The organism is Streptomyces sp. CNX435 (genome assembly GCF_059570575.1).
This window is the reverse complement of the sequence record NZ_JCANTA010000007.1, coordinates 112,564-131,882: the sequence shown is the minus strand read 5'-3', so window position 1 is coordinate 131,882 and position 19,319 is coordinate 112,564. Positions and strand designations below refer to the sequence as shown.

Genomic DNA, 19,319 nt, shown 5'->3' with positions numbered 1-19,319 from the left:
CGGCTTAGCCACGGACCAGTGGTCCGGGGCTCACTGGTGCGTTCCACGGCACTGCCTCGTGCGCCCACTCTGGTGCGGTCACACGTCCTGCTGAACGCTGGAGAATCACCGTGTCACCACGCACTTCCGAAGAGACCTTTGGCCAGCTGCTGGAGCTGCTGCTGGCCAAAGACATGGATGCCATCGCCGATCTGTGGGCGGAGTACGGCACCGCCGAGTTCCCCTTCGCCGAAGGGGCCTCACCGAGACGGCTGACTGGACGTGAGGCCGTCCGGGGCTATCTGGCCGGCTACCCGGACCTGATGGACGTGCAGGCGATCCCGACCCTCACCGTGCGCCACACGGACCAGCCGGACACCATCGTGGTGGAGTTCACCGCGCGCGGCCGCACGGTGGCCACCGATGAGCCGTACCAGTTGGACTACATCACGGTGCTCACCACCCACCAGGGCCTGATCACCCGTTATCGGGACTACTGGAACCCGCTGGCCGCCGCCTCAGCGGCCGGCACGCTGCCCGAACTGCTCGGCTCGCTGCGCTCGCAGGCCACCCGATGACCGGCGTGCTGATCACCGGCGGCACCGGGAAGACGGGAAGCGCCCTGGCCGAACTGCTCCGCAAAAGCGGTGTGCCGGTCCGGGTGGCCAGCCGCATCCCACCGGCCGACGCCCCGGACGCGGTTCGGTTCGACTGGAGCGACCCGATCACCCATCCGGCCGCGCTGCACGGGATGGACCGGGTCTACCTGGTGCCTCCGGTGGACACCACGGACCCGATGCCGCTGGTCGAACCGTTTTTGGCCGAGGCCGAACGCCTCGGCGTGCGCCGGGTGGTGCTGCTCGGCTCCGCTATCGTGCTGCCCGGTGCCCCAAGTGCGCTGGCACTGGCCGCGCACGTGCGGGCCCGGCCCGGATGGGTGGTGCTGCGCGCCTCCGGGTTCATGCAGAACTTCCTGGCCCCCCACCCGCTGGGTGAGCGGATCCGGCGACGCGGTGAGATCCGCACCGCCGCCGGAACCGGCCGGGTGGGCTGGATCGACGCTCGCGACATCGCGGCGGTGGCCGCCGTGCTACTGGCCGAACCCGACGGCCACCCCGACGAGCCGCGTGACTACCTGCTCACCGGGCCGAAGGCGCTGAATTACCAGGACGCGGCACAGATCATCACCATCCACACCGGCCGGCCGATCCGGGTCGTGCCCGTCGGGGTCGCCGAGCAGGCAGACACCTACCGTGCGTCCGGCATGCCGGACGCCTTCGCGACCGCCCTCGCCGCTGTCGACGCCGGCATCCAAACCGGCCGTGACGACCAGGTCAGCACCGCGGTGCTGGACCTGACCGGACGCCCGCCCCGCACCTTCGCCGAGTTCGTCCAGGACCACGCACCCCAGTGGGCGAACGCCGGGACACCCGAAGACTGACCGACACCTGTGCTGGCCCCGGCGTGACCTCCTCCTTGGACCAGCCCGTGAGCTCGGCCACCCATCGTGCTCAACCCGCCAGATCAACTGGCAACTCGCCAACTGAAGTGAACCGCCCCGGGTCGGGTGGAGGCTCGATTCCCTGAGAGGATCGAGCTATGGCGCGTCCGTCCCCTTACCCTGCTGAACTGCGCCGTCGTGCGGTGCGCATGGTCGCCGAGGTGCGGCCGGACTACGACACTGAATGGGCGGCCATGAAAGCGGTCGCGGCCAGGCTGGGCATCGGCGCGGCCGAGACGGTGCGCCAGTGGGTGCGTCGGGATCAGATCGATGCCGGGCAGCGGCCCGGCACCACGACGGAGGAGTCAGCCGAGCTGAAGCGGCTGCGCAAGGAGAACGCCGAGCTCAAGCGGGCGAATGAGATCCTCAGGGCCGCGTCCGTTTTCTTCGCGGCCGAGCTCGACCGGCCACACACACGCTCGTGAGCTTCATCGACGAGCACCGGGACCGCTTCGGCGGCGTCGAGCCGATCTGCACCGTGCTGTCCGAGCACGGCATCAGCATCGCCCCCTCCACCTACTACGCGGCCCAGAACCGCCCTGCCTCTGCGCGCGCGAGCCGCGACGCCAGGCTCAAGGTGCTCATCCGCGAGGTGTTCGACGCCCACTACCGCGTCTACGGCGCCCGCAAGGTCTGGCGGGAGCTGAACCGCCAGGGCCATACCGTCGCCCGCTGCACGGTGGAGCGACTCATGCGCGAGTTGGGCATCGCCGGCGCCGTCCGCGGGAAGAAGATCGTCACCACCAGCACGGACCCGGCCGCGGAACGGGCACCCGACCTCGTTGACCGCGACTTCGTCGCCGAGGCCCCGAACCGCACTGGGTAGCGGACTTCACCCACGTCGCGGCCTGGGCCCACGTCGTTTACGTGGCCTTCGTGGTGGACACCTTCTCGCGCCGCATCGTGGGCTGGTCGGCGGCCACCACCAAGCACACCGAACTCGTGCTGGCTGCACTGGAGATGGCCCTGTGGCAGCGCGACCGCTCCGGCACCCCGGCGGTGACGGGCGAGCTGATACATCACTCCGACGCCGGGTCGCAAGACGGATTCAATCGGTCGTCGCAACGCTGGCCGAGCACCTGGACCGGGACGGCATCGCAGCCTCCATCGGCTCGGTCGGGGACGCGCTGGACAATGCCCTGATGGAGTCGACCATCGGCCTGTACAAGACCGAGCTGATCAAACCACGACGGCCCTGGCGGACGTTGTCCGAGGTCGAGCTGGCCACCGCCGAATGGGTCGACTGGTACAACCACCGACGACTACACGGTGAGATCGGCCACGCGCCACCCGCCGAATACGAGGCCGCCTACCACCAGAACATCCAAGAACCGCAGGTCACAGTCACAACCTAGAGCCTCCGAAGAACCCGGGGCGGTTCACACACACCGCGCGTGGCTGGACGTTCCCGCGGAGTCCTGGGCCGTGTGAGGCACCGAACCGTCCCCGCCCGCGCTGTGGCGTGGGCGGGCCCTCATGCCCTCTGACGCCCGCGTCAGTGGACGCAGAACTCGTTGCCCTCCGGATCCGCCATCATCGTCCACTCCCCGCCCTGCTCCTTCACGTGGCGCAGGACGGTGGCGCCTAGCTCCGCCAGCCGGGCCGTCTCCTCCTCGCGCCGCCCGGACTCGGGATGCAGGTCGAGGTGGAGGCGGTTCTTGGTCGCGGGCTTGGGTTCGGGGACCTGGTTGAAGAGCAGCCGACGGCCCAGCCCGGCGCCGGAGGCGGGGTCGTACGGGTCGTCGGGGTGCCGGATGGCGGCGGCGGTGCGCCAGGCGCGGCGGTCGTGGTGCCGGGTCAGCACGTCCTCGGGGATGGCGCCGGCGGCGAGGAGTTGCTCGATGAGCGGGCTGTTGTCCTCCACCTCGTAGCCGAGGGCGGCGGCCCAGAAGTCGGCCTGGGCGTGCGGGTCGCGGGCGTCGACGACGACTTTCCAGTGCGTGGGAACCATGTACCGGTTATACTGGTTACATGGTGGACGAGGCAAGCACTCGCGCCCCGGGCATCGAGATGTGCCCGCCGGACGGCCAGGTCTTCCGCTTCGACCCGGGCGCGCTCAGCCTGGAGTTGCTCACCACGGGCGGCCCGGGCCTCTTCGCTCGGTACGAGGTGCTGCACAGCCCCGCGGACGTCGCGGCCTGGGCCGCGGCCAGCCGACTGCGCCCGGTGCCGGAGCTGGCGGTCACGGACGCCGACGTCCCCGCCGTACGCCACCTGCGCGACGCCCTCTTCCGCCTCACCCAGGCCCGCGCCCACGGCGCCCCCCTCCCACCCGCCGACCTCGCCACCCTCAACGCCGCCGCCGCCGCACCCCCGCTGGCCCCCCGCCTGACCCCGGACGGCACCCCGGCCTGGTCCGAGCCGCCGGCCACGGCGGCACAGCTGCTCTCGACTGTCGCCCGCGAAGCGGTGGACCTGTTCTCGGGCCCGTACGGCCGCCGCATCCGCGAGTGCGCGGGGGAGCGGTGCTACCTGCTGTTCGCGGACACCTCCCGCCCGGGCCGCCGCCGCTGGTGCTCGATGGAACGCTGCGGCAACCGCCACAAGGTCCGCGCCCTCCGGGCCCGCCGCGAGTCGGACCACCCCTGACGGCGGGTGGCAAAGCCGTCGAGCCGCGTTCGTCAAGGGCGTGACCCGCGCCTCACGGCTCGGGTTGAATCGGTCAGCACAGGCGCCCCCGCGCCTGCCCGGCCGAAAGGATGCGCATGCGCATGAAGCGAGTTGTAGCCCGAGCGTGGAAGCTCATGCGCGGCTCCCTGCAATGGCGCGTCCTCTGGTTCACGCAGGCCAAGTTCATGATCGGGGTGACGGGCGTGGTGCGGAACGAGCAGGGGCAGGTTCTGCTGCTCAAGCACCGCATGTGGCCCGACGCCCGGCCGTGGGGGCTGCCGACCGGCTTCGCGGTCAAGGGCGAGGAGTTCCCGCAGACCGTCGTCCGGGAGGTGCGGGAGGAGACCGGCCTCGACGTCATTCCGGGCCGCCTGGTCCGGGTGACCAGCGGCTACCGGCTCCGGGCGGAGATCGCGTACGAGGCGCTGCACGTGGGTGGAACCCTCAAGCTCGACGGCTTCGAGATTCTGGCGGCGGAGTGGTTCAGCCCGGACGCGCTCCCGGAGGGGCTGCAGGAGTCCCACGTCCGGCTGATCAGGGCGGGCGCCCCGGCATGACGGGACTCAGCCCCAGGTGAGGGGGTCGAGGTGGAGGTAGAAGCGGAGGCGGTCGGGGTCGGGGGCGGTGCCGTAGTGCTCGGCGAAGGCCGCGTCCTGCTCGTGCGCCAGCTGCTCGTCCGGCCACGTCTCGCGGGCGTTGGCGAGGAGCAGGGCCAGGTCGGCGTGCCGGTCGGCCAGGCCGAGGCGGCCCAGGTCGACGAAGCCCGCCACGTCCAGGGTTTCCGGGTCGATGACGATGTTCGGCAGGGTCAGGTCGCCGTGGCAGACGACTGTGTCGGCGGCCTCTTGCGCCCGGCGCCGCGCGAGCTGCGGTTCGAGGCGGGCCAGCAACTGCGGTGCGGGCGTGGCCTGCTGCTCGACGGGCAGGAAGTCGGGGTTCACCGCGTCGATGGCGACGACGGCGCGGGCAACGGCGATCATCAGGTCCAGGTCCCGGCGGAACGGGCAGTCCGCGGCCGGCAGCGCGTGCAAGGCGCGTACGGCCTCCGCGATGCGGCCCCAGCAGGCCCGCAGGTCGGCCGCGGACAGCCGGTCGGCGGGCACGCCGGCAACGGCGCTGGTCACCAGGCAGGCGCCGACGTCGTCGGAGCGGAAGTCGAGCACCCGGGGCCCCGGCCCGCCCTGGGCGGCCAGCCACTCGACGCGGTCCCGTTCGCCGTCGAGTTCGTCGGCCACCGCGGCGGGCACGCACCTGGCGTACCGCGTGCCGTCCGCGCTGCGGAAGACGGCGGCGCCCGACTCGCCGGTGACGACGGGCGTCCAGTCGCCGTCGTCGCCCGCGCCGGCGCGTCCCGGCAGCAGGGCCTGGAGCCCGTGGTGATCGCCCATGGCGGCCACCCTAGCCGCAGCCTACGCGCGCACTATCGGCCCGGCCCCCGCCGCCGTTACCGTCGGATCATGAGTGACGACGAGCGCATCGCGGAGCAGATCGCCTACTACCGGGCCCGCGCCCCCGAATACGACGCCGTCTACGCCGAACGCGAGGACCTGCGCGAGGTGTTGAACGTGGTCGACGAGGTCCCCATCAGCGGCGACGTGCTGGAGCTGGCCTGCGGCACCGGCCAGTGGACCCCCGCGCTCGCCGCCCGCGCCCGCTCGCTGACCGCGCTCGACTCCGCACCCGAGACCCTGGCCGTCGCCCGCTCCCGGCCGGGGACCGAGGACGTCGAGTTCGTACGGGCCGACGTCTTCGGCTGGCGACCGCAACGCCGCTTCGACACCGTGTTCTTCGGCTTCTGGATCTCGCACGTCCCGCCGTCCCGGATGGCGGCCTTCTGGGACGTCGTCGGCGCCGCGCTCGCCCCGGGCGGCCGGGCGGTCTTCGTGGACGAGGGCCCCGCCGAGGCCGAACGCGAAGGGCTGGAGAAGGAGATCCGGCACCTGGAGGACGGCACTCGTTACGAGATCGTGAAGGTCTTCCACGACCCATGGGTGCTCGCGGCCGACCTAGCGGCGCTGGGCTGGGCGGCGGACGTACGCGAGCGCGGCACGTTCATCGTCGGCACCGCGCAGCCGGCCGGGGCAGCCGGGGACTGACGGGGCCGCCGAGGGGCCCGTCGGCGTCTCAGGCGGGCCGGGCCGGGTCCGCCGCCTTCGCGCGGGCCTTTCCGGCCGCGGCCGTCGCTTCCTCCGCGGCCTCCGCCGTCGCCGTCCGCGCCTCCGCCGCCGCGCGGCGCAGCTCCAGCCGCCCCCGTCGCGCCGTGCGCAGCGCGTCGTACGTCAGCAGCGTCAGCGCCAGCCACACCAGCAGGAACCCCGCCCACCGCTCCGCCGGCATCGACTCGTGGAAGTACAGGACCCCCAGCAGGAACTGCAGCGTCGGCGCCAGGTACTGCATCAGCCCGATCGTCGACAGCGGCAGCCGCACCGCCGCCGCGCCGAAGCAGATCAGCGGGAACGCCGTGACCACGCCGCAGCTCGCGAGCAGCAGCGCGTGGCCCAGGCCTTCCGTGTGGAACGTCGCGTCGCCCCGGCCGCCGAGCAGTAGCAGGAACCCCAGCGCCGGCAGGAACTGCACCGTCGTCTCCGCGGCGAAGGACTCGATGCCCTCCAGCCCGATCCGCTTCTTGATCAGCGCGTACGTCCCGAAGGAGAACGCCAGCGCCAGCGAGATCCACGGCAGTTGCCCGTACCCCACTGCGAGCACGACCACCGCGCCCGCGCCCACCGCGACCGCGATCCACTGCAGCGCGCGCAGCCGCTCGCGCAGCAGCAGCACGCCGAAGGCGATGCTGACGAGGGGGTTGATGAAGTAGCCGAGGGACGTCTCGATGACGTGTCCGGAGTTGACCGCCCAGATGTAGACGAACCAGTTGACCGTGATCGCCGCCGCCGCCCCCGCGACCAGCCCCAGCCGCCGCGGCTCGCGCAGCAGCGGCCGGATCCACGCCCAGCGGCGCAGCACCAGCAGGAGCAGCACGCAGACGACGAGTGACCACACCATCCGGCTGGCCAGGATCTCCCCGGCGCTCGCGGGCTTCAGGAGCGGCCAGAACAGCGGGATGATCCCCCAGGTCCCGTACGCGGCGAAGCCGTAGACCAGCCCGAGCCGCGCCTCACCCGCCGACCGTGCCGGTGCGTCGCCTGACGACCCCACGGCTGCCCTCCCGTCCCGCTTGCCCTACGGCCTGCGCCGGGACGACCGTAGCGGGCGGGAGAGCCCGTTGTCATTCTCGTATCAGTATTTGGGTCCTTACGCCTGCCGCGCCGCCAACCGCGCCGCCAGCCCCGCGGCCACCGCCTCCGCCAGCGGCGTCGTCGGTCGGCCGATGAGCCGGGCCAGCTCGCCCGACGTCCCGGCCAGCAGCCCGCGGGCGACCGCCGCGTCGACGTCGACCAGCACCTCGGCCATCAGCTCCGGCAGCCCGGCGCCGAGCAGGGTCTGCAGGTGCTCGGCGGGCGGCAGGTCGCGGTAGCCGACCGGGGCGCCCGACTGCCGGGCGACCTCGGCGGCGTACTCCGGGAGGCTCCACGCCGTGTCGCCGCTCAGCTCGTACGCCCGGCCCTCGTGGCCCTCGCCGGTCAGCACCGCGACCGCCGCCGCGGCGTAGTCGGCCCGGGCGGCGGAGGCGACCCGGCCGGCGCCCGCGCTGCCGACGACGGCGCCGTGTTCGAGCACGGGGGCGAGGTGCTCGGTGTAGTTCTCGTGGTACCAGCCGTTGCGCAGGAAGGTGTACGGCAGGCCGGAGTCGAGGATGAGCTGCTCGGTGGCCTTGTGCTCGTCCGCCAGCCGGAAGTCGGCCTTCGGCCCGCCCAGGATGCCGGTGTACGCGAGCAGCCCGACGCCCGCCGCCGCGGCGGCCTCGACGACCGCCCGGTGCTGCGGCACCCGCCGCCCCACCTCGCTGCCCGAGACGAGCAGCACCCGCTCGCCCGCGCGGAAGGCGTCCACGAGCGTGGCCGGCTCGTCGTAGTCGGCGATCCGCAGCTCCACGCCGCGCGCCGCGAGGTCCGCGGCCCTGTCTCTGTTGCGTACGACGACGGCGACCCGCTCCGCGGGCAGCTGCTCCAGCAGGTCCGCGACGACGAGGCGGCCGAGGTGTCCGGTGGCTCCGGTGACGGTGATCTTCATAGAAGCCACCGTAAGCTGCACGCTTACGATGAGTAAGTACCCACTTTGAAGTAGGGTACTGGTATGAGGGTAAGCATGGAGGTCGGTGCGGAGGCAGAGGCAGAGGTAGAGGTAGAGGCAGACGCGGGGGCCAGGCTGCGGGGCTTTCCGGATGTGATCACGGCGGACTGCCCCGCGCGGAACATCCTGGAGCATGTCGTCAGCCGGTGGGGCGTGCTGGTGCTGCTGACGCTGCTGGAGGGGACGATACGGTTCAGCGCGCTGCGGCGGCGGATCGGCGCGGTGAGCGAGAAGATGCTCGCGCAGACCCTGCAGACGCTGGAGCGCGACGGCCTGGTGCTGCGCGAGGCGAAGCCCGTCATCCCGCCGCACGTGGAGTACTCGCTGACTCCGCTCGGCGAGCAGGCCGCCCGGCTGGTGCGGCCGTTGGCGGTCTGGTCGAACGACAGCGTGCCCGAGGTGACGGCGGCGCGGGCCGGGTACGACGAAGCCCGGGCCTGATCGCCGGGCCCGGGCTCGCGCTGTCGAACGGTGAGGCGGTCGCCTCAGCCCAGGACCGTCCAGGTGTCGCCGCCGGCGAGGAGCGCGGCGAGGTCGCCCTTGCCCTTGTGCTGGACGGCGTCGTCGAGCTGCTCGGCCATCTCCGTGTCGTACACCTGCCGGTTCACGTCCCGCAGCACGCCGATCGGGGTGTGGTGCAGCGTGTTGGGGTCGGCCAGCCGGGAGAGGGCGAAGGCCGTGGTGGGGGTCGCGGCGTGGGCGTCGTGGACCAGGACGTCCGCCTCGTTCTCCGGCGTGACCTCGACGATCTCCAGGTCGCCGGTGGCCCGGTTGCGTACGACGCCCTTGTGGTCGTCGGCGCCGAAGCGGATCGGCTCGCCGTGCCGCAGCCGGATCACCGCCTCCTGGGCCTGCTCGCGGTCCTTGAGCACCTCGAAGGCGTTGTCGTTGAAGATGTTGCAGTTCTGGTAGATCTCGATCAGCGCCGTGCCCGGGTGCGAGGCCGCCGCGCGCAGCGTCTCGGTGAGGTGCTTGCGGTCCGAGTCGACGGTGCGGGCGACGAAGGACGCCTCGGCGCCGAGCGCCAGGGAGACCGGGTTGAACGGCGCGTCGAGCGAGCCCATGGGGGTGGACTTGGTGACCTTGCCGACCTCGGAGGTCGGCGAGTACTGCCCCTTGGTCAGGCCGTAGATCCGGTTGTTGAAGAGCAGGATCTTGAGGTTGACGTTGCGGCGGAGCGCGTGGATCAGGTGGTTGCCGCCGATGGACAGCGCGTCGCCGTCGCCGGTGACGACCCAGACGGACAGGTCGCGACGGGTGGCGGACAGGCCGGTGGCGATGGCCGGGGCACGGCCGTGGATGGAGTGCATCCCGTAGGTGTTCATGTAGTACGGGAAGCGGGACGAGCAGCCGATGCCGGAGACGAAGACGATGTTCTCCTTGGCCAGGCCCAGCTCGGGCATGAAGCCCTGGACGGCGGCCAGGACGGCGTAGTCGCCGCAGCCGGGGCACCAGCGCACCTCCTGGTCCGTCTTGAAGTCCTTCATGGACTGCTTGGCTTCGGCCTTGGGGATCAGCGAAAGGGTGTCGATCGCCGGTCCCTCAGCGGTCGTCTCAGCCATTGTCGATGGCCTCCTTGAGAGCGGTGGCGAGCTGCTCGGCCTTGAACGGCATGCCGTTGACCTGGTTGTACGAGAAGGCGTCCACGAGGTACCGGGCGCGGATGAGGGTCGCGAGCTGGCCGAGGTTCATCTCGGGGACGATGACTTTGTCGTACGCGGCCAGCACCTCGCCGAGGTTGGCCGGGAACGGGTTGAGGTAGCGCAGGTGGGCCTGCGCGACGTGGCCGCCGGCGCGGCGCACGCGGCGTACGGCGGCGGTGATGGGCCCGTACGTCGAGCCCCAGCCCAGCACCAGCGTGCGCGCCCGCTCGCCCGCGGGGCCCTCGGGGTCGTCGACCTCGATGTCGGGCACCTCTATGCCGTCGACCTTCGCCTGGCGGGTGCGCACCATCAGGTCGTGGTTGGACGGCGAGTACGAGATGTTGCCCGAGCCGTCCTCCTTCTCGATGCCGCCGATGCGGTGCTCCAGGCCGGGGGTGCCGGGCACCGCCCACGGGCGGGCGAGGGTCTGCGGGTCGCGTTTGAACGGCCAGAAGACCTCGGTGCCGTCGTCCAGGGTGTGGTTCGGCTGGGTGGCGAACTGCACCCGCAGATCCGGCAGGTCGTCGACCTCCGGGATGCGCCACGGCTCCGAGCCGTTGGCCAGGTAACCGTCCGACAGCAGCATCACCGGCGTGCGGTACGTCAGGGCGATACGGGCCGCGTCCAGCGCCGCGGTGAAGCAGTCCGACGGCGTGGCCGGCGCGACGATCGGCACCGGCGCCTCGCCGTTGCGCCCGTACATCGCCTGCAGCAGGTCCGCCTGCTCGGTCTTGGTCGGCAGCCCCGTCGACGGACCGCCGCGCTGGATGTCCAGGATCAGCAGCGGCAGCTCCAGCGACACCGCCAGGCCCACCGTCTCGGCCTTGAGCGCGACGCCCGGGCCGGAGGTGGTCGTCACGCCCAGCGCGCCGCCGAAGGCCGCGCCGAGCGCGGCGCCGATGCCGGCGATCTCGTCCTCGGCCTGGAAGGTGCGGACACCGAAGTTCTTGTGCCGGCTCAGCTCGTGCAGGATGTCCGAGGCCGGCGTGATCGGGTACGAGCCGAGGAACAGCGGCAGGTCCGCCTGCCGCCCCGCGGCGATCAGGCCGTAGGCCAGCGCCAGGTTCCCCGAGATCGAGCGGTACGTACCGGCCGGGAACGCGGACTCGGCGGGGGCGACCTCGTAGGAGACCGCGAAGTCCTCCGTCGTCTCGCCGAAGTTCCAGCCCGCCCGGAAGGCGGTGATGTTGGCCTCGGCGATGTCCGGCTTCTTGGCGAACTTCGTCCGCAGGAAGCCCACCGTGCCCTCGGTCGGGCGGTTGTACATCCAGCTCAGCAGCCCGAGGGCGAACATGTTCTTGGAGCGGCCGGCGTCCTTGCGGGACAGGCCGAACTCCTTCAGCGCCTCGACGGTCAGGGTGGTCAGCGGCACCTCGTGCACGCTGTACCCGTCGAGCGAGCCGTCCTCCAGGGGGCTCGCGTCGTAACCCACCTTGGCCATCGCGCGCTTGCTGAACTCGTCCGTGTTGACGATCACCTCGGCGCCGCGCGGCACGTCGCCGATGTTCGCCTTCAGGGCGGCCGGGTTCATCGCCACCAGCACGTTGGGGGCGTCCCCCGGGGTGAGGATGTCGTGGTCGGCGAAGTGCACCTGGAAGCTGGAAACCCCCGGCAGGGTCCCTGCGGGGGCGCGGATCTCGGCGGGAAAGTTCGGGAGCGTCGAGAGGTCGTTGCCGAACGACGCCGTCTCCGAGGTGAAGCGGTCCCCGGTCAGCTGCATCCCGTCGCCGGAGTCACCGGCGAACCGGATGATCACCCGGTCCAGGCGCCTGACCTCTTTGCTGTTGACCTCGCTGGTCACCTTCGTGGACCTCCCTCGCGGCGGCCGCTCGGGAACGGGATACCGACCGCCTGACCCAGTGACCATCGTACGTCGGTTAGGCATACCTTCCTGAGCGTGTCCGCAAACTGGACGGTGGCGAGACGTCAGGGTATATCCGCTTTTGTCCCTATCTAACTCCCTGCTGACCGCCTCCCGCCGGGCTGACAATCACTTGTCAGCGGGGCTTGCGGGCCGCTTGGCGATGGCCGGGAGAGCGGCTTGGCGGCGGCTGGGGGAGCGGTTGGGGGGCGGTTGGGGGAGCGGTTGGCAGGGGGGTCACGAGTTGAGGTAGGTGAGGACCGCGAGCACCCGGCGGTGATCTCCCTCACTCGGCGCCAGGCCGAGCTTCATAAAGATATTGCTCACGTGCTTCTCGACCGCGCCGTCGCTCACGACGAGCTGGCCGGCGATCGCGGAGTTCGTCCGCCCCTCGGCCATCAGGCCCAGGACCTCGCGCTCCCTGGGGGTCAGGCCGGCGAGCACGTCCTGCTTGCGGCTACGGCCCAGCAGCTGGGCGACGACCTCGGGGTCGAGCGCCGTGCCGCCCTCGGCGACCCGGACGACGGCGTCCACGAACTCGCGGACCTCCGCGACGCGGTCCTTGAGCAGATACCCGACCCCGCGGCTGGAGCCGGCGATCAGCTCGGTGGCGTACTGCTCCTCGACGTACTGGGAGAGCACCAGCACGCCGACGTCGGGATGCTCGCGCCGCAGCTGCACGGCCGCGCGCACGCCTTCGTCGGTGTGCGTCGGCGGCATCCGGACGTCGGCGACGACGACGTCCGGCGCGCTGCCCTCGGCGGCCAGCTCGCCGACCGTCTTGACCAGCGCCTCGCCGTCCCCGACGCCGGCGACGACCTCGTGTCCCCGGTCGGTGAGCAGCCGGGTGAGCCCCTCCCGCAGCAGCACCGAGTCCTCGGCGATGACCACCCGCACGCTGTCCTCCACCGTTGCCTGCCCCCCATACGAAGATGTGTAGACCTCCAGCATCCCAGGATTCGGCGCCGGGGGGAGCCGCGAGGGCCCTCCGGGGGGCGGGGGGAGGGGACCGGGCGTGCCGGGGGAGCGCCGGGCCAGCCGCGGCCGGGCGCCGCACGCCGCGCGGGTGCGCGGGTGCGCGGGTGCGCGCCGCGCGGGGAGGCGGGGCGGCGGGCGGCACCCGCGTCGCGTGCGGGGCGCCGCCTGCGGGCGGCGGGTCGCCGGTGGGCCCGCCGGTCGCGTGCCGGGCGCCGCCCGCGCTCGTGCGCGTAACGGCGGGCTCGTCGGTCGTGGTGCGCCGGGGCGACGGCGGGCCGCCCGGTCACCTGCGCGGCGTTGCCGCGCTCACGCGCGCCAGGGCAGTTCCGCTGTGACCACCGGGGCCCGCCGGACGGCGTGCGGGCGCTGCCTGCGGGTGGCGGGCGTCGGTGGGCCCGCCGGTCACGTGCCGGGCGCCGCCCGCGCTCGTGCGCCGCACGGCGGTTCCCGCCCGTGGGGCGTCGCGTGCCAGTCGGGTGCGGGCCGCGGCTCCCCTGTGCTCGGGTGCGCTGCGGCAACTGCTCGGCCCGCGGGGCGCCGGGACAGCCGGCGGGCCCGGCGTGTGCCGGGGCGCCGCCCCGTTCACGTGCTGGCCGCGCCCGGGCCGGCCGGCCCGGACGCGTACGCAACCGGCCCCGCCCTGCTGCGCGGCGTTGCCGCGCCTACGCGCGCCAGGGCAGTTCCGCCGTGACCACCGTCGGGCCGCCGGGCGGCGAGTCGACGACCAGCAGCCCGTCCACCGACCCCAGCCGCTCCGCCAGCCCGGACAGGCCGGTGCCGCCGGCCAGCTTCGCGCCGCCGTCGCCGTCGTCCGTCACCTGGATCATCAGCCGGCCCTCCGCCCGCCACAGGTCCAGGATCGCCCGGCTCGCGCCGCTGTGCTTGCTGATGTTCTGCAGCAGCTCGGAGGTCGTGTAGTACGCGATGCCCTCGATCGACTGCGCCGGCCGCTCCATCAGGTCCACGGTCACCGACACCGGCACCGTGCAGCGCGCGGCGACCGCCGACAGCGCCGGGCCCAGGCCGCGGTCGGTGAGGATCGCCGGGTGGATGCCGCGGGCCAGGTCCCGCAGCTCCTGCAGCGCCAGCTTCACCTCGCCGTGCGCCTCGTCGACCATCTCGGCCGCGGCCTCCGGGTCCTCCAGCAGCTTCTCCTTCGCCAGGCCCAGGTCCATCGCCAGCGCCACGAGCCGGGCCTGCGCGCCGTCGTGCAGGTCGCGCTCGATGCGCCGCAGGTCCGCCGCCGCCGTGTCCACCACGACCCCGCGGTCCGTCTCCAGCTCCTGCACCCGGGTCGCCAGCTTCGACGGGCCGAGCAGCCCGATGACCATCGCCCGGTCCACGTACGACAGTCCGCGCACCACCCACGGCGAGGCGACCAGGAACACCGCGCCGACGCCGACCGCGAAGACCTGCTCCAGCGCCGAGTCCAGATACCAGCCCTCGCCGTCGGCGTTCCCGTACACCTGGAGACCGTCCTGCCCCCAGTGCGCCGGGAAGATCCACTGCCACAGCGGGTACGTGACCAGCGACCAGCTCCAGAACATCACCGTCAGCGAGATGGCGAACGAGCACACCGCCCAGGGCAGGTGCAGCAGGCCGTAGACCATGGACCGCCACGACTCGCCGCTGCGGAACAGCGACCCGATCCAGCCCATGAACCCGGTGGACCGCCGGTGCAACGGCTCCGGGTCGCCGATGTCCAGGCCCAGCAGCGTCCGCGCGCGGGTCCGCTCGAAGTAGCCCATGCCGCGGCAGCCCGCCAGCAGCCCGGCGAGCACCGGCAGGCCGAGGAACGTGACCAGCAGGCCCACGCCCACCGAGAGCATCGTGATCGTGTAGACGAAGAACGCGATCGAGACCGGCAGGCTGAGCAGGTGGTAGAGGAACTCGCGCCAGGTGCGTGCCTCGAAGGGGGCGCGCAGGGCGAGGGGAAGCCGCGGGCGGCGGGCCTCGGGAGCGTACGCGGTGCTGTCCATCGTCGGAAGTCCTTCTGCCGGAGCGCTGGTGACGGGTCTGTCGAGCTTGTGCCTCCAGCCTCTCCGGCGGGGGCGCCACGGGCCATGGAGCGGGTCGGTCTGTCCGTACGGGGGAAAACCCCACCTTCGGCGGTGCGGCTACGCGCGCGCCCGGGCCTGCGGCGGGCTGCCCGCCCGCGCCTGCGACTCGCGGTTGCGCCAGGGCAGTTCGGCGGTGACGACCGTGGGGCCGCCCTCCGGCGACTCCACGACCAGCAGCCCGTCCACCGACCCCAGCCGCTCCGCCAGCCCGGACAGACCGGTGCCGCCGGCCAGCTTCGCGCCGCCGCGGCCGTCGTCGGTGACCTGCAGCATGATGCGGCCCTCGGTCCGCCACACGTCGGCGCTCGCGGTCTTCGCGCCGCTGTGCTTGCTGATGTTCTGCAGCAGCTCGGAGACCGTGTAGTACGCGATGCCCTCGATGGCCTGCGCCGGCCGCTCCTTGAGGTCGACGGTCACCGCGACCGGCACGGTGCAGCGGGCGGCGACGGCGGACAGCGCGGGGCCGAGGCCGCGGTCGGTGAGGATCGCCGGGTGGATGCCGCGGGCGAGGTCCCGCAGCTCCTCCAGGGCGAGCTTCACCTCGCCGTGCGCCTCGCCGACCATCTCGGCCGCCGCCTCGGGGTCCTCCAGCAGCTTCTCCTTCGCCAGGCCCAGGCCCATGGCCAGGGCCACGAGCCGGGCCTGCGCGCCGTCGTGCAGGTCGCGCTCGATGCGCCGCAGGTCCGCGGCGGCCGTGTCCACGACGACCCCGCGGTTCTCCTCCAGCTCCTTGATCCGCCGCTCCAGCGGGTCCGACGGCGCCAGCAGCCCGCGCACCATCGCCCGGTCCACCTCCGACAGCCCGCGCGCCAGCCACGGCAGCAGCGGCCACAGCACGAACATCGAGCTGATCGTCAGGGTGAAGGTGAGGATCCCCCACGGCAGCCGCATCACGCTGTACAGCGTGGTCCGCCAGCCCACCGGGTCCTTCAGCGTCGCCCACAGCCACGGCAGGAAGCCCCCGTACGTGCTGCGCCGGATCGGCGTCGGCGCCTCGACGTACACGCCGAGCAGCGCCCGCGCCCGCGCGCGCTCCCACGAGCCGATCCCGCGCGCCCCGGCCAGGCCCGCGGCCAGCAGCGGCAGGCCGATGACGGTGATCGACAGCAGCGCGCCGGCGTACAGCCAGACGGAGACGTAGAGGAACGCGAAGATCGCCATGGGGAGGTTCACCAGCAGGTGCACGATCTCAAGCCAGGTCGTGCCGCTGAGCGGCGGGCGGGGCGGCGGCAGCGGCTCGGCGCCGCGGGGCTTGGGCAGCGGCTCCGCGCCGGGGCGGCTGTACGTCATCCCCCCAGCTTGCCGCGCCGGGGTGCCGGGGCGCCATGGGGAGCGTAGGGGGAACGTACGGGGGGTAACCCCACCCTTTGCGGAGGAGTCTCCGCTTCGGCCGCCCGGGCGGGTGGGCGGGGCGCGCCGGAAGTGGCGCACACGGGATGGCCACAGGGCGAAGGGCAGGGCCTACACTCCTTGCCCGTACAGGTCGATGTCCTGACCGAACGAGCACGGGTCACGCACGGGTCAAGCTCGGGTCATCCAGCCACAGCAGTCAGGGAGCGAAGCGGACGTGCCGTACATGCTCGCCGCCGACGCCGTTGCCGCCGACTACTTCGACGGCTACGGGGTGGTCGGCCTCGTCGCCGTGCTGGGCCTGCTTTTCGTCGTGGTCGCCTTCGGCGCCGCCCGGCTGCTGCGGCCCGTGGTGCCGACGCCGGAGAAGCTGCTCACGTACGAGTGCGGGGTGGACCCGGTCGGGGAGGGCTGGGCGCACACGCAGGTCCGGTACTACGTGTACGCCTTCCTGTACGTGATCTTCGCGGTCGACGTCATCTTCCTCTTCCCCTGGGCGACGGTGTTCGCGGCGCCGGGGTACGGGGCGGTGACGCTCGTCGAGATGTTCATCTTCCTCGGCTTCCTCGCCGTCGGCCTGCTCTATGCCTGGAAGAAGGGCGTCCTGGAATGGGCGTGAAACCCGTGCAGAGTGTCGGCGTACTCCAGCGGCTCGCGCCGCAGCCGATGAAGGTCGTGCTCAACTGGGGCCGCCGCTACAGCCTGTGGGTCTTCAACTTCGGCCTCGCCTGCTGCGCGATCGAGTTCATCGCCGCGTCGATGGCCCGGCACGACTTCATCCGCCTCGGCGTCATCCCGTTCGCGCCGGGGCCGCGGCAGGCGGACCTGATGGTGGTGTCCGGGACGGTGACGGACAAGATGGCGCCGGCGGTGAAGCGGCTGTACGAGCAGATGCCGGAGCCGAAGTACGTGATCTCCTTCGGCGCGTGCTCCAACTGCGGCGGGCCGTACTGGGACTCGTACTCGGTGACGAAGGGCGTGGACCAGATCATCCCGGTGGACGTGTACGTGCCGGGGTGCCCGCCGCGGCCGGAGGCGCTGCTGCAGGGGATTCTGAAGCTGCAGGAGAAGATCGCGCGGGAGTCGCTGGAGGAGCGGTACGGGAACGGGGCGGCGGCCGGGGCGTCTGGGGTATCGACGGCGGCGCTGACGAGTGGGCTGGTGAAGCCGCCGAACGGGGAGGGCGGCGGATGACCGAGCCGGGGGAGGCGGACGACGCCGGACCCGTGGGGTGGCTGCCGCGGGCGGCGGAGGAGCTGTTCGGCCCGGGTGCGGTGGCGCGTGCCGCGTACGACGTCCTGACCGTGGACGTTCCGCCCGCCGCCTGGACCGCGGCGCTGCAGACCGCGCGTGACGAGCTGGGCTGCACGTTCTTCGACTGGCTCAGCGCCGTCGACGAACCGGACGCGGGCTTCCGCATCGCCGCCCACGTCGTCGCGGTCGGCACGCCGCCGCGCCGGCTGCTGCTCCGTACGACGGTGCCGCACGGCGCGCCGGCGCTGGCGACGGCGACGGGCGTGTACGCGGGGGCGGCGTGGCACGAGCGGGAGACGCACGAGATGTTCGGCGTCGACTTCGCCGGCCACCCGCACCTGGCGCGGCTGCTGCTGCCGGAGGAGTTCGAGGGGCACCCGCTGCGGAAGGACTTCGTGCTGGCGGCCCGGGTGGCGAAGGCGTGGCCGGGCGCGAAGGAACCGGGCGAACCCCACGACGGCGGCCCGAAGCGCCGCCAGATGCAACCCCCCGGCGTCCCCGACCCGAACGACTGGGGCCCCCAGAAGGGCACACTCCCCCCGGCCCCGACCCGCACCCCCCGCCGCGGAGGTACCAGGGGCGAAGCCCCGCCCCGCCGCGCCCGCTCGGCAAGCGCGGGCTCGGCGTCGCAGCGAGGCGAAACGGCGGCGGAGCCGCCGGCCGCCGACGCAGATGCCGGGGGCGAGGCCGGTACCGGCCGCCCGGCGCGTGCCGCGCGGCGGACGCGTTCGGCGAGCGAGGGTTCCGCTTCGCAGCGCGCTGCTGACGGCGGGGGCGCTGCCGCCGAGGAACCGCGCCCCCGTACCCGTACGCCCGACGCCCCGTGGCAACGCCCGCGGGCCGACGACGAGTCGGCGCCGCCCGACAGCCCCGCCGACGGCGACGGCACTCGACCCGCCGAGCCCGCCGCGGGCGAAGGCGGTGACGCCCCATGAACGACGTGGTCGAGACCCTGCTCACCCTCCTCGGTGTGCTGGTCGTCTTCCTCCTCTTCCCCCTCCTCGTCGGCCAGACCGAGCACAAGGTCATGGCCCACATGCAGGGCCGCGTAGGCCCCATGTACGCCGGCGGCTTCCACGGCTGGGCCCAACTCGTCGCCGACGGCGTCAAGTTCGTACAGAAGGAAGACGTCGTCCCCGCCGGTGCCGACCGGCGGGTCTTCCAGCTCGCCCCCGCCGTCGCGCTCCTCCCGTACCTCGTCGTCCTCGTCGCCATCCCCTTCGCCCCCGACGGCGGCGTGGGCGAGGCACTCGACGCCGGCATCTTCTTCGTGCTCGCCGTCATGGGCGTCGGCGTCCTCGGCTCCCTCATGGGCGGCTGGGCGTCCGCGAACAAGTACTCGCTCCTCGGCGGCCTCCGCACCGCCGCCCAGCTCCTCGCGTACGAGCTGCCCATGCTGCTCGCCGCCGCCTCCGTCGCCATGGCCGCCGGGACGGTCTCCCTCGTCGGGATCGCCGACGGCTTCGAGTGGTGGTGGCTGCCGTGGCAACTCGTCGGCGGCGTCGTGTTCTTCACCGCCGGCCTCGCCGAGCTGCAACGCCCGCCGTTCGACGCCCCCGTCGCCGACTCCGAGATCATCTTCGGCGCGTACACCGAGTACTCCGGCCTGCGCTTCGCGCTGTTCCTGCTCGCCGAGTACGCCGGGATCGTCGTCCTCAGCGCGCTGACCGCCGTGCTCTTCCTCGGCGGCTGGCACGGCCCGTACGCCGACGGGCTCGGCTGGCTGTGGACGCTGCTGAAGACCGGGATCCTGGCCTTCGTGGTGATCTGGCTACGGGTCACGTACCCCCGGCTGCGCGAGGACCAGCTGCAGCGCTTCGCGTGGACGACCCTCATCCCGCTCGCGCTCGCGCAGATCGCGCTGACCGGCATCGTGAAGGTGGTGATCTGAC

19 protein-coding genes and 1 pseudogene are annotated in these 19,319 nt (G+C 72.7%); 11 read left to right on the top strand and 9 right to left on the bottom strand.

The features are described 5' to 3' along the window. The first annotated feature begins 110 nt into the window (after window positions 1-110). The 3 genes and pseudogenes from T328_RS14945 to T328_RS14935 all read left to right on the top strand — a co-directional run bounded on the left by T328_RS14945 (window position 111) and on the right by T328_RS14935 (window position 2,835). Window positions 111-557, top strand: coding sequence for a nuclear transport factor 2 family protein (locus T328_RS14945; RefSeq protein WP_443234978.1), 447 nt, complete (start codon window positions 111-113; stop codon window positions 555-557). Further along, window positions 554-1,420, top strand: a complete 867-nt coding sequence (locus T328_RS14940; protein WP_496496505.1) for an NAD(P)H-binding protein — start codon at window positions 554-556, stop codon at window positions 1,418-1,420. The genes T328_RS14945 and T328_RS14940 overlap by 4 nt, the downstream gene beginning before the upstream one ends. 158 nt (window positions 1,421-1,578) lie before the next feature. Then, a pseudogene (locus T328_RS14935) lies at window positions 1,579-2,835 on the top strand (IS3 family transposase). A gap of 140 nt (window positions 2,836-2,975) precedes the next feature. On the opposite strand, the gene T328_RS14930 reads toward T328_RS14935, so the two are convergent. Beyond that, window positions 2,976-3,431: a VOC family protein gene (locus tag T328_RS14930; protein ID WP_496496504.1), complete on the bottom strand. Its 456-nt coding sequence runs from the start codon at window positions 3,429-3,431 to the stop codon at window positions 2,976-2,978. A 20-nt stretch (window positions 3,432-3,451) separates the two neighbouring features. Between T328_RS14930 and T328_RS14925 the strand changes: the two genes are divergently transcribed. Together T328_RS14925 and T328_RS14920 are read left to right on the top strand one after the other, a co-directional pair. Further along, window positions 3,452-4,069 (top strand): CGNR zinc finger domain-containing protein, encoded by a 618-nt coding sequence (locus T328_RS14925; RefSeq protein WP_496496503.1) that lies wholly within the window; start codon window positions 3,452-3,454, stop codon window positions 4,067-4,069. 122 nt (window positions 4,070-4,191) lie between these two features. Then, complete coding sequence (locus tag T328_RS14920) at window positions 4,192-4,647, top strand: NUDIX domain-containing protein (RefSeq protein WP_496496502.1); 456 nt, start codon at window positions 4,192-4,194, stop codon at window positions 4,645-4,647. Window positions 4,648-4,653: 6 nt separating this feature from the next. On the opposite strand, the gene T328_RS14915 is transcribed toward T328_RS14920, so the two are convergent. Next, complete coding sequence (locus T328_RS14915; protein WP_496496501.1) at window positions 4,654-5,478, bottom strand: APH(3'') family aminoglycoside O-phosphotransferase; 825 nt, start codon at window positions 5,476-5,478, stop codon at window positions 4,654-4,656. A gap of 69 nt (window positions 5,479-5,547) precedes the next feature. Between T328_RS14915 and T328_RS14910 the strand changes: the two genes are divergently transcribed. Further along, entirely contained in the window at window positions 5,548-6,186 is a 639-nt protein-coding gene (locus T328_RS14910) for a class I SAM-dependent methyltransferase (RefSeq protein WP_496496500.1), read from the top strand. A gap of 28 nt (window positions 6,187-6,214) precedes the next feature. Here T328_RS14910 and rarD read toward each other — a convergent pair whose 3' ends face one another. Both rarD and T328_RS14900 read right to left on the bottom strand, forming a co-directional pair. Continuing rightward, on the bottom strand, window positions 6,215-7,246 hold the full coding sequence (gene rarD / locus T328_RS14905) for an EamA family transporter RarD (protein WP_496496499.1): 1,032 nt from the start codon (window positions 7,244-7,246) through the stop codon (window positions 6,215-6,217). A gap of 96 nt (window positions 7,247-7,342) precedes the next feature. Further along, window positions 7,343-8,221 carry an NAD(P)H-binding protein gene (locus T328_RS14900; protein WP_496496498.1) on the bottom strand — a complete coding sequence of 293 codons (879 nt, stop codon included), beginning with the start codon at window positions 8,219-8,221 and terminating at the stop codon, window positions 7,343-7,345. A gap of 75 nt (window positions 8,222-8,296) precedes the next feature. Here T328_RS14900 and T328_RS14895 point away from each other — a divergent pair, with 75 nt between their 5' ends. Then, a complete protein-coding gene (locus T328_RS14895; RefSeq protein WP_496496656.1) occupies window positions 8,297-8,722 on the top strand; it encodes a winged helix-turn-helix transcriptional regulator in 426 nt (141 codons plus the stop codon). A gap of 44 nt (window positions 8,723-8,766) precedes the next feature. On the opposite strand, the gene T328_RS14890 is transcribed toward T328_RS14895, so the two are convergent. The 5 genes from T328_RS14890 to T328_RS14870 all read right to left on the bottom strand — a co-directional run bounded on the left by T328_RS14890 (window position 8,767) and on the right by T328_RS14870 (window position 16,113). Continuing rightward, window positions 8,767-9,843 carry a 2-oxoacid:ferredoxin oxidoreductase subunit beta gene (locus tag T328_RS14890; protein WP_496496497.1) on the bottom strand — a complete coding sequence of 359 codons (1,077 nt, stop codon included), beginning with the start codon at window positions 9,841-9,843 and terminating at the stop codon, window positions 8,767-8,769. Next, window positions 9,836-11,725: a 2-oxoacid:acceptor oxidoreductase subunit alpha gene (locus T328_RS14885; RefSeq protein ID WP_496496496.1), complete on the bottom strand. Its 1,890-nt coding sequence runs from the start codon at window positions 11,723-11,725 to the stop codon at window positions 9,836-9,838. Before T328_RS14885 ends, T328_RS14890 begins: the two co-directional genes overlap by 8 nt. Before the next feature lie 297 nt (window positions 11,726-12,022). After that, window positions 12,023-12,682 (bottom strand): response regulator transcription factor, encoded by a 660-nt coding sequence (locus T328_RS14880; RefSeq protein ID WP_496496655.1) that lies wholly within the window; start codon window positions 12,680-12,682, stop codon window positions 12,023-12,025. A 743-nt stretch (window positions 12,683-13,425) separates the two neighbouring features. Beyond that, window positions 13,426-14,742 (bottom strand): sensor histidine kinase, encoded by a 1,317-nt coding sequence (locus T328_RS14875; RefSeq protein WP_496496495.1) that lies wholly within the window; start codon window positions 14,740-14,742, stop codon window positions 13,426-13,428. Between the two features lie 138 nt (window positions 14,743-14,880). Then, the gene (locus tag T328_RS14870) at window positions 14,881-16,113 is read right to left on the bottom strand and encodes a sensor histidine kinase (RefSeq protein WP_496496494.1); all 1,233 of its coding nucleotides are present in this window, start codon (window positions 16,111-16,113) and stop codon (window positions 14,881-14,883) included. 286 nt (window positions 16,114-16,399) lie between these two features. Between T328_RS14870 and T328_RS14865 the strand changes: the two genes are divergently transcribed. From T328_RS14865 to T328_RS14850, 4 genes are read left to right on the top strand one after another with little or no spacing between them, the layout of a single operon-like run. Further along, on the top strand, window positions 16,400-16,792 hold the full coding sequence (locus T328_RS14865; RefSeq protein WP_496496654.1) for an NADH-quinone oxidoreductase subunit A: 393 nt from the start codon (window positions 16,400-16,402) through the stop codon (window positions 16,790-16,792). Continuing rightward, window positions 16,783-17,367: an NADH-quinone oxidoreductase subunit B gene (locus T328_RS14860; protein WP_496496493.1), complete on the top strand. Its 585-nt coding sequence runs from the start codon at window positions 16,783-16,785 to the stop codon at window positions 17,365-17,367. Before T328_RS14865 ends, T328_RS14860 begins: the two co-directional genes overlap by 10 nt. Continuing rightward, window positions 17,364-18,362: an NADH-quinone oxidoreductase subunit C gene (locus tag T328_RS14855; RefSeq protein WP_496496492.1), complete on the top strand. Its 999-nt coding sequence runs from the start codon at window positions 17,364-17,366 to the stop codon at window positions 18,360-18,362. Before T328_RS14860 ends, T328_RS14855 begins: the two co-directional genes overlap by 4 nt. Further along, window positions 18,359-19,318 carry a complex I subunit 1/NuoH family protein gene (locus T328_RS14850; protein ID WP_496496491.1) on the top strand — a complete coding sequence of 320 codons (960 nt, stop codon included), beginning with the start codon at window positions 18,359-18,361 and terminating at the stop codon, window positions 19,316-19,318. Before T328_RS14855 ends, T328_RS14850 begins: the two co-directional genes overlap by 4 nt. Window position 19,319: the final 1 nt, after the last annotated feature.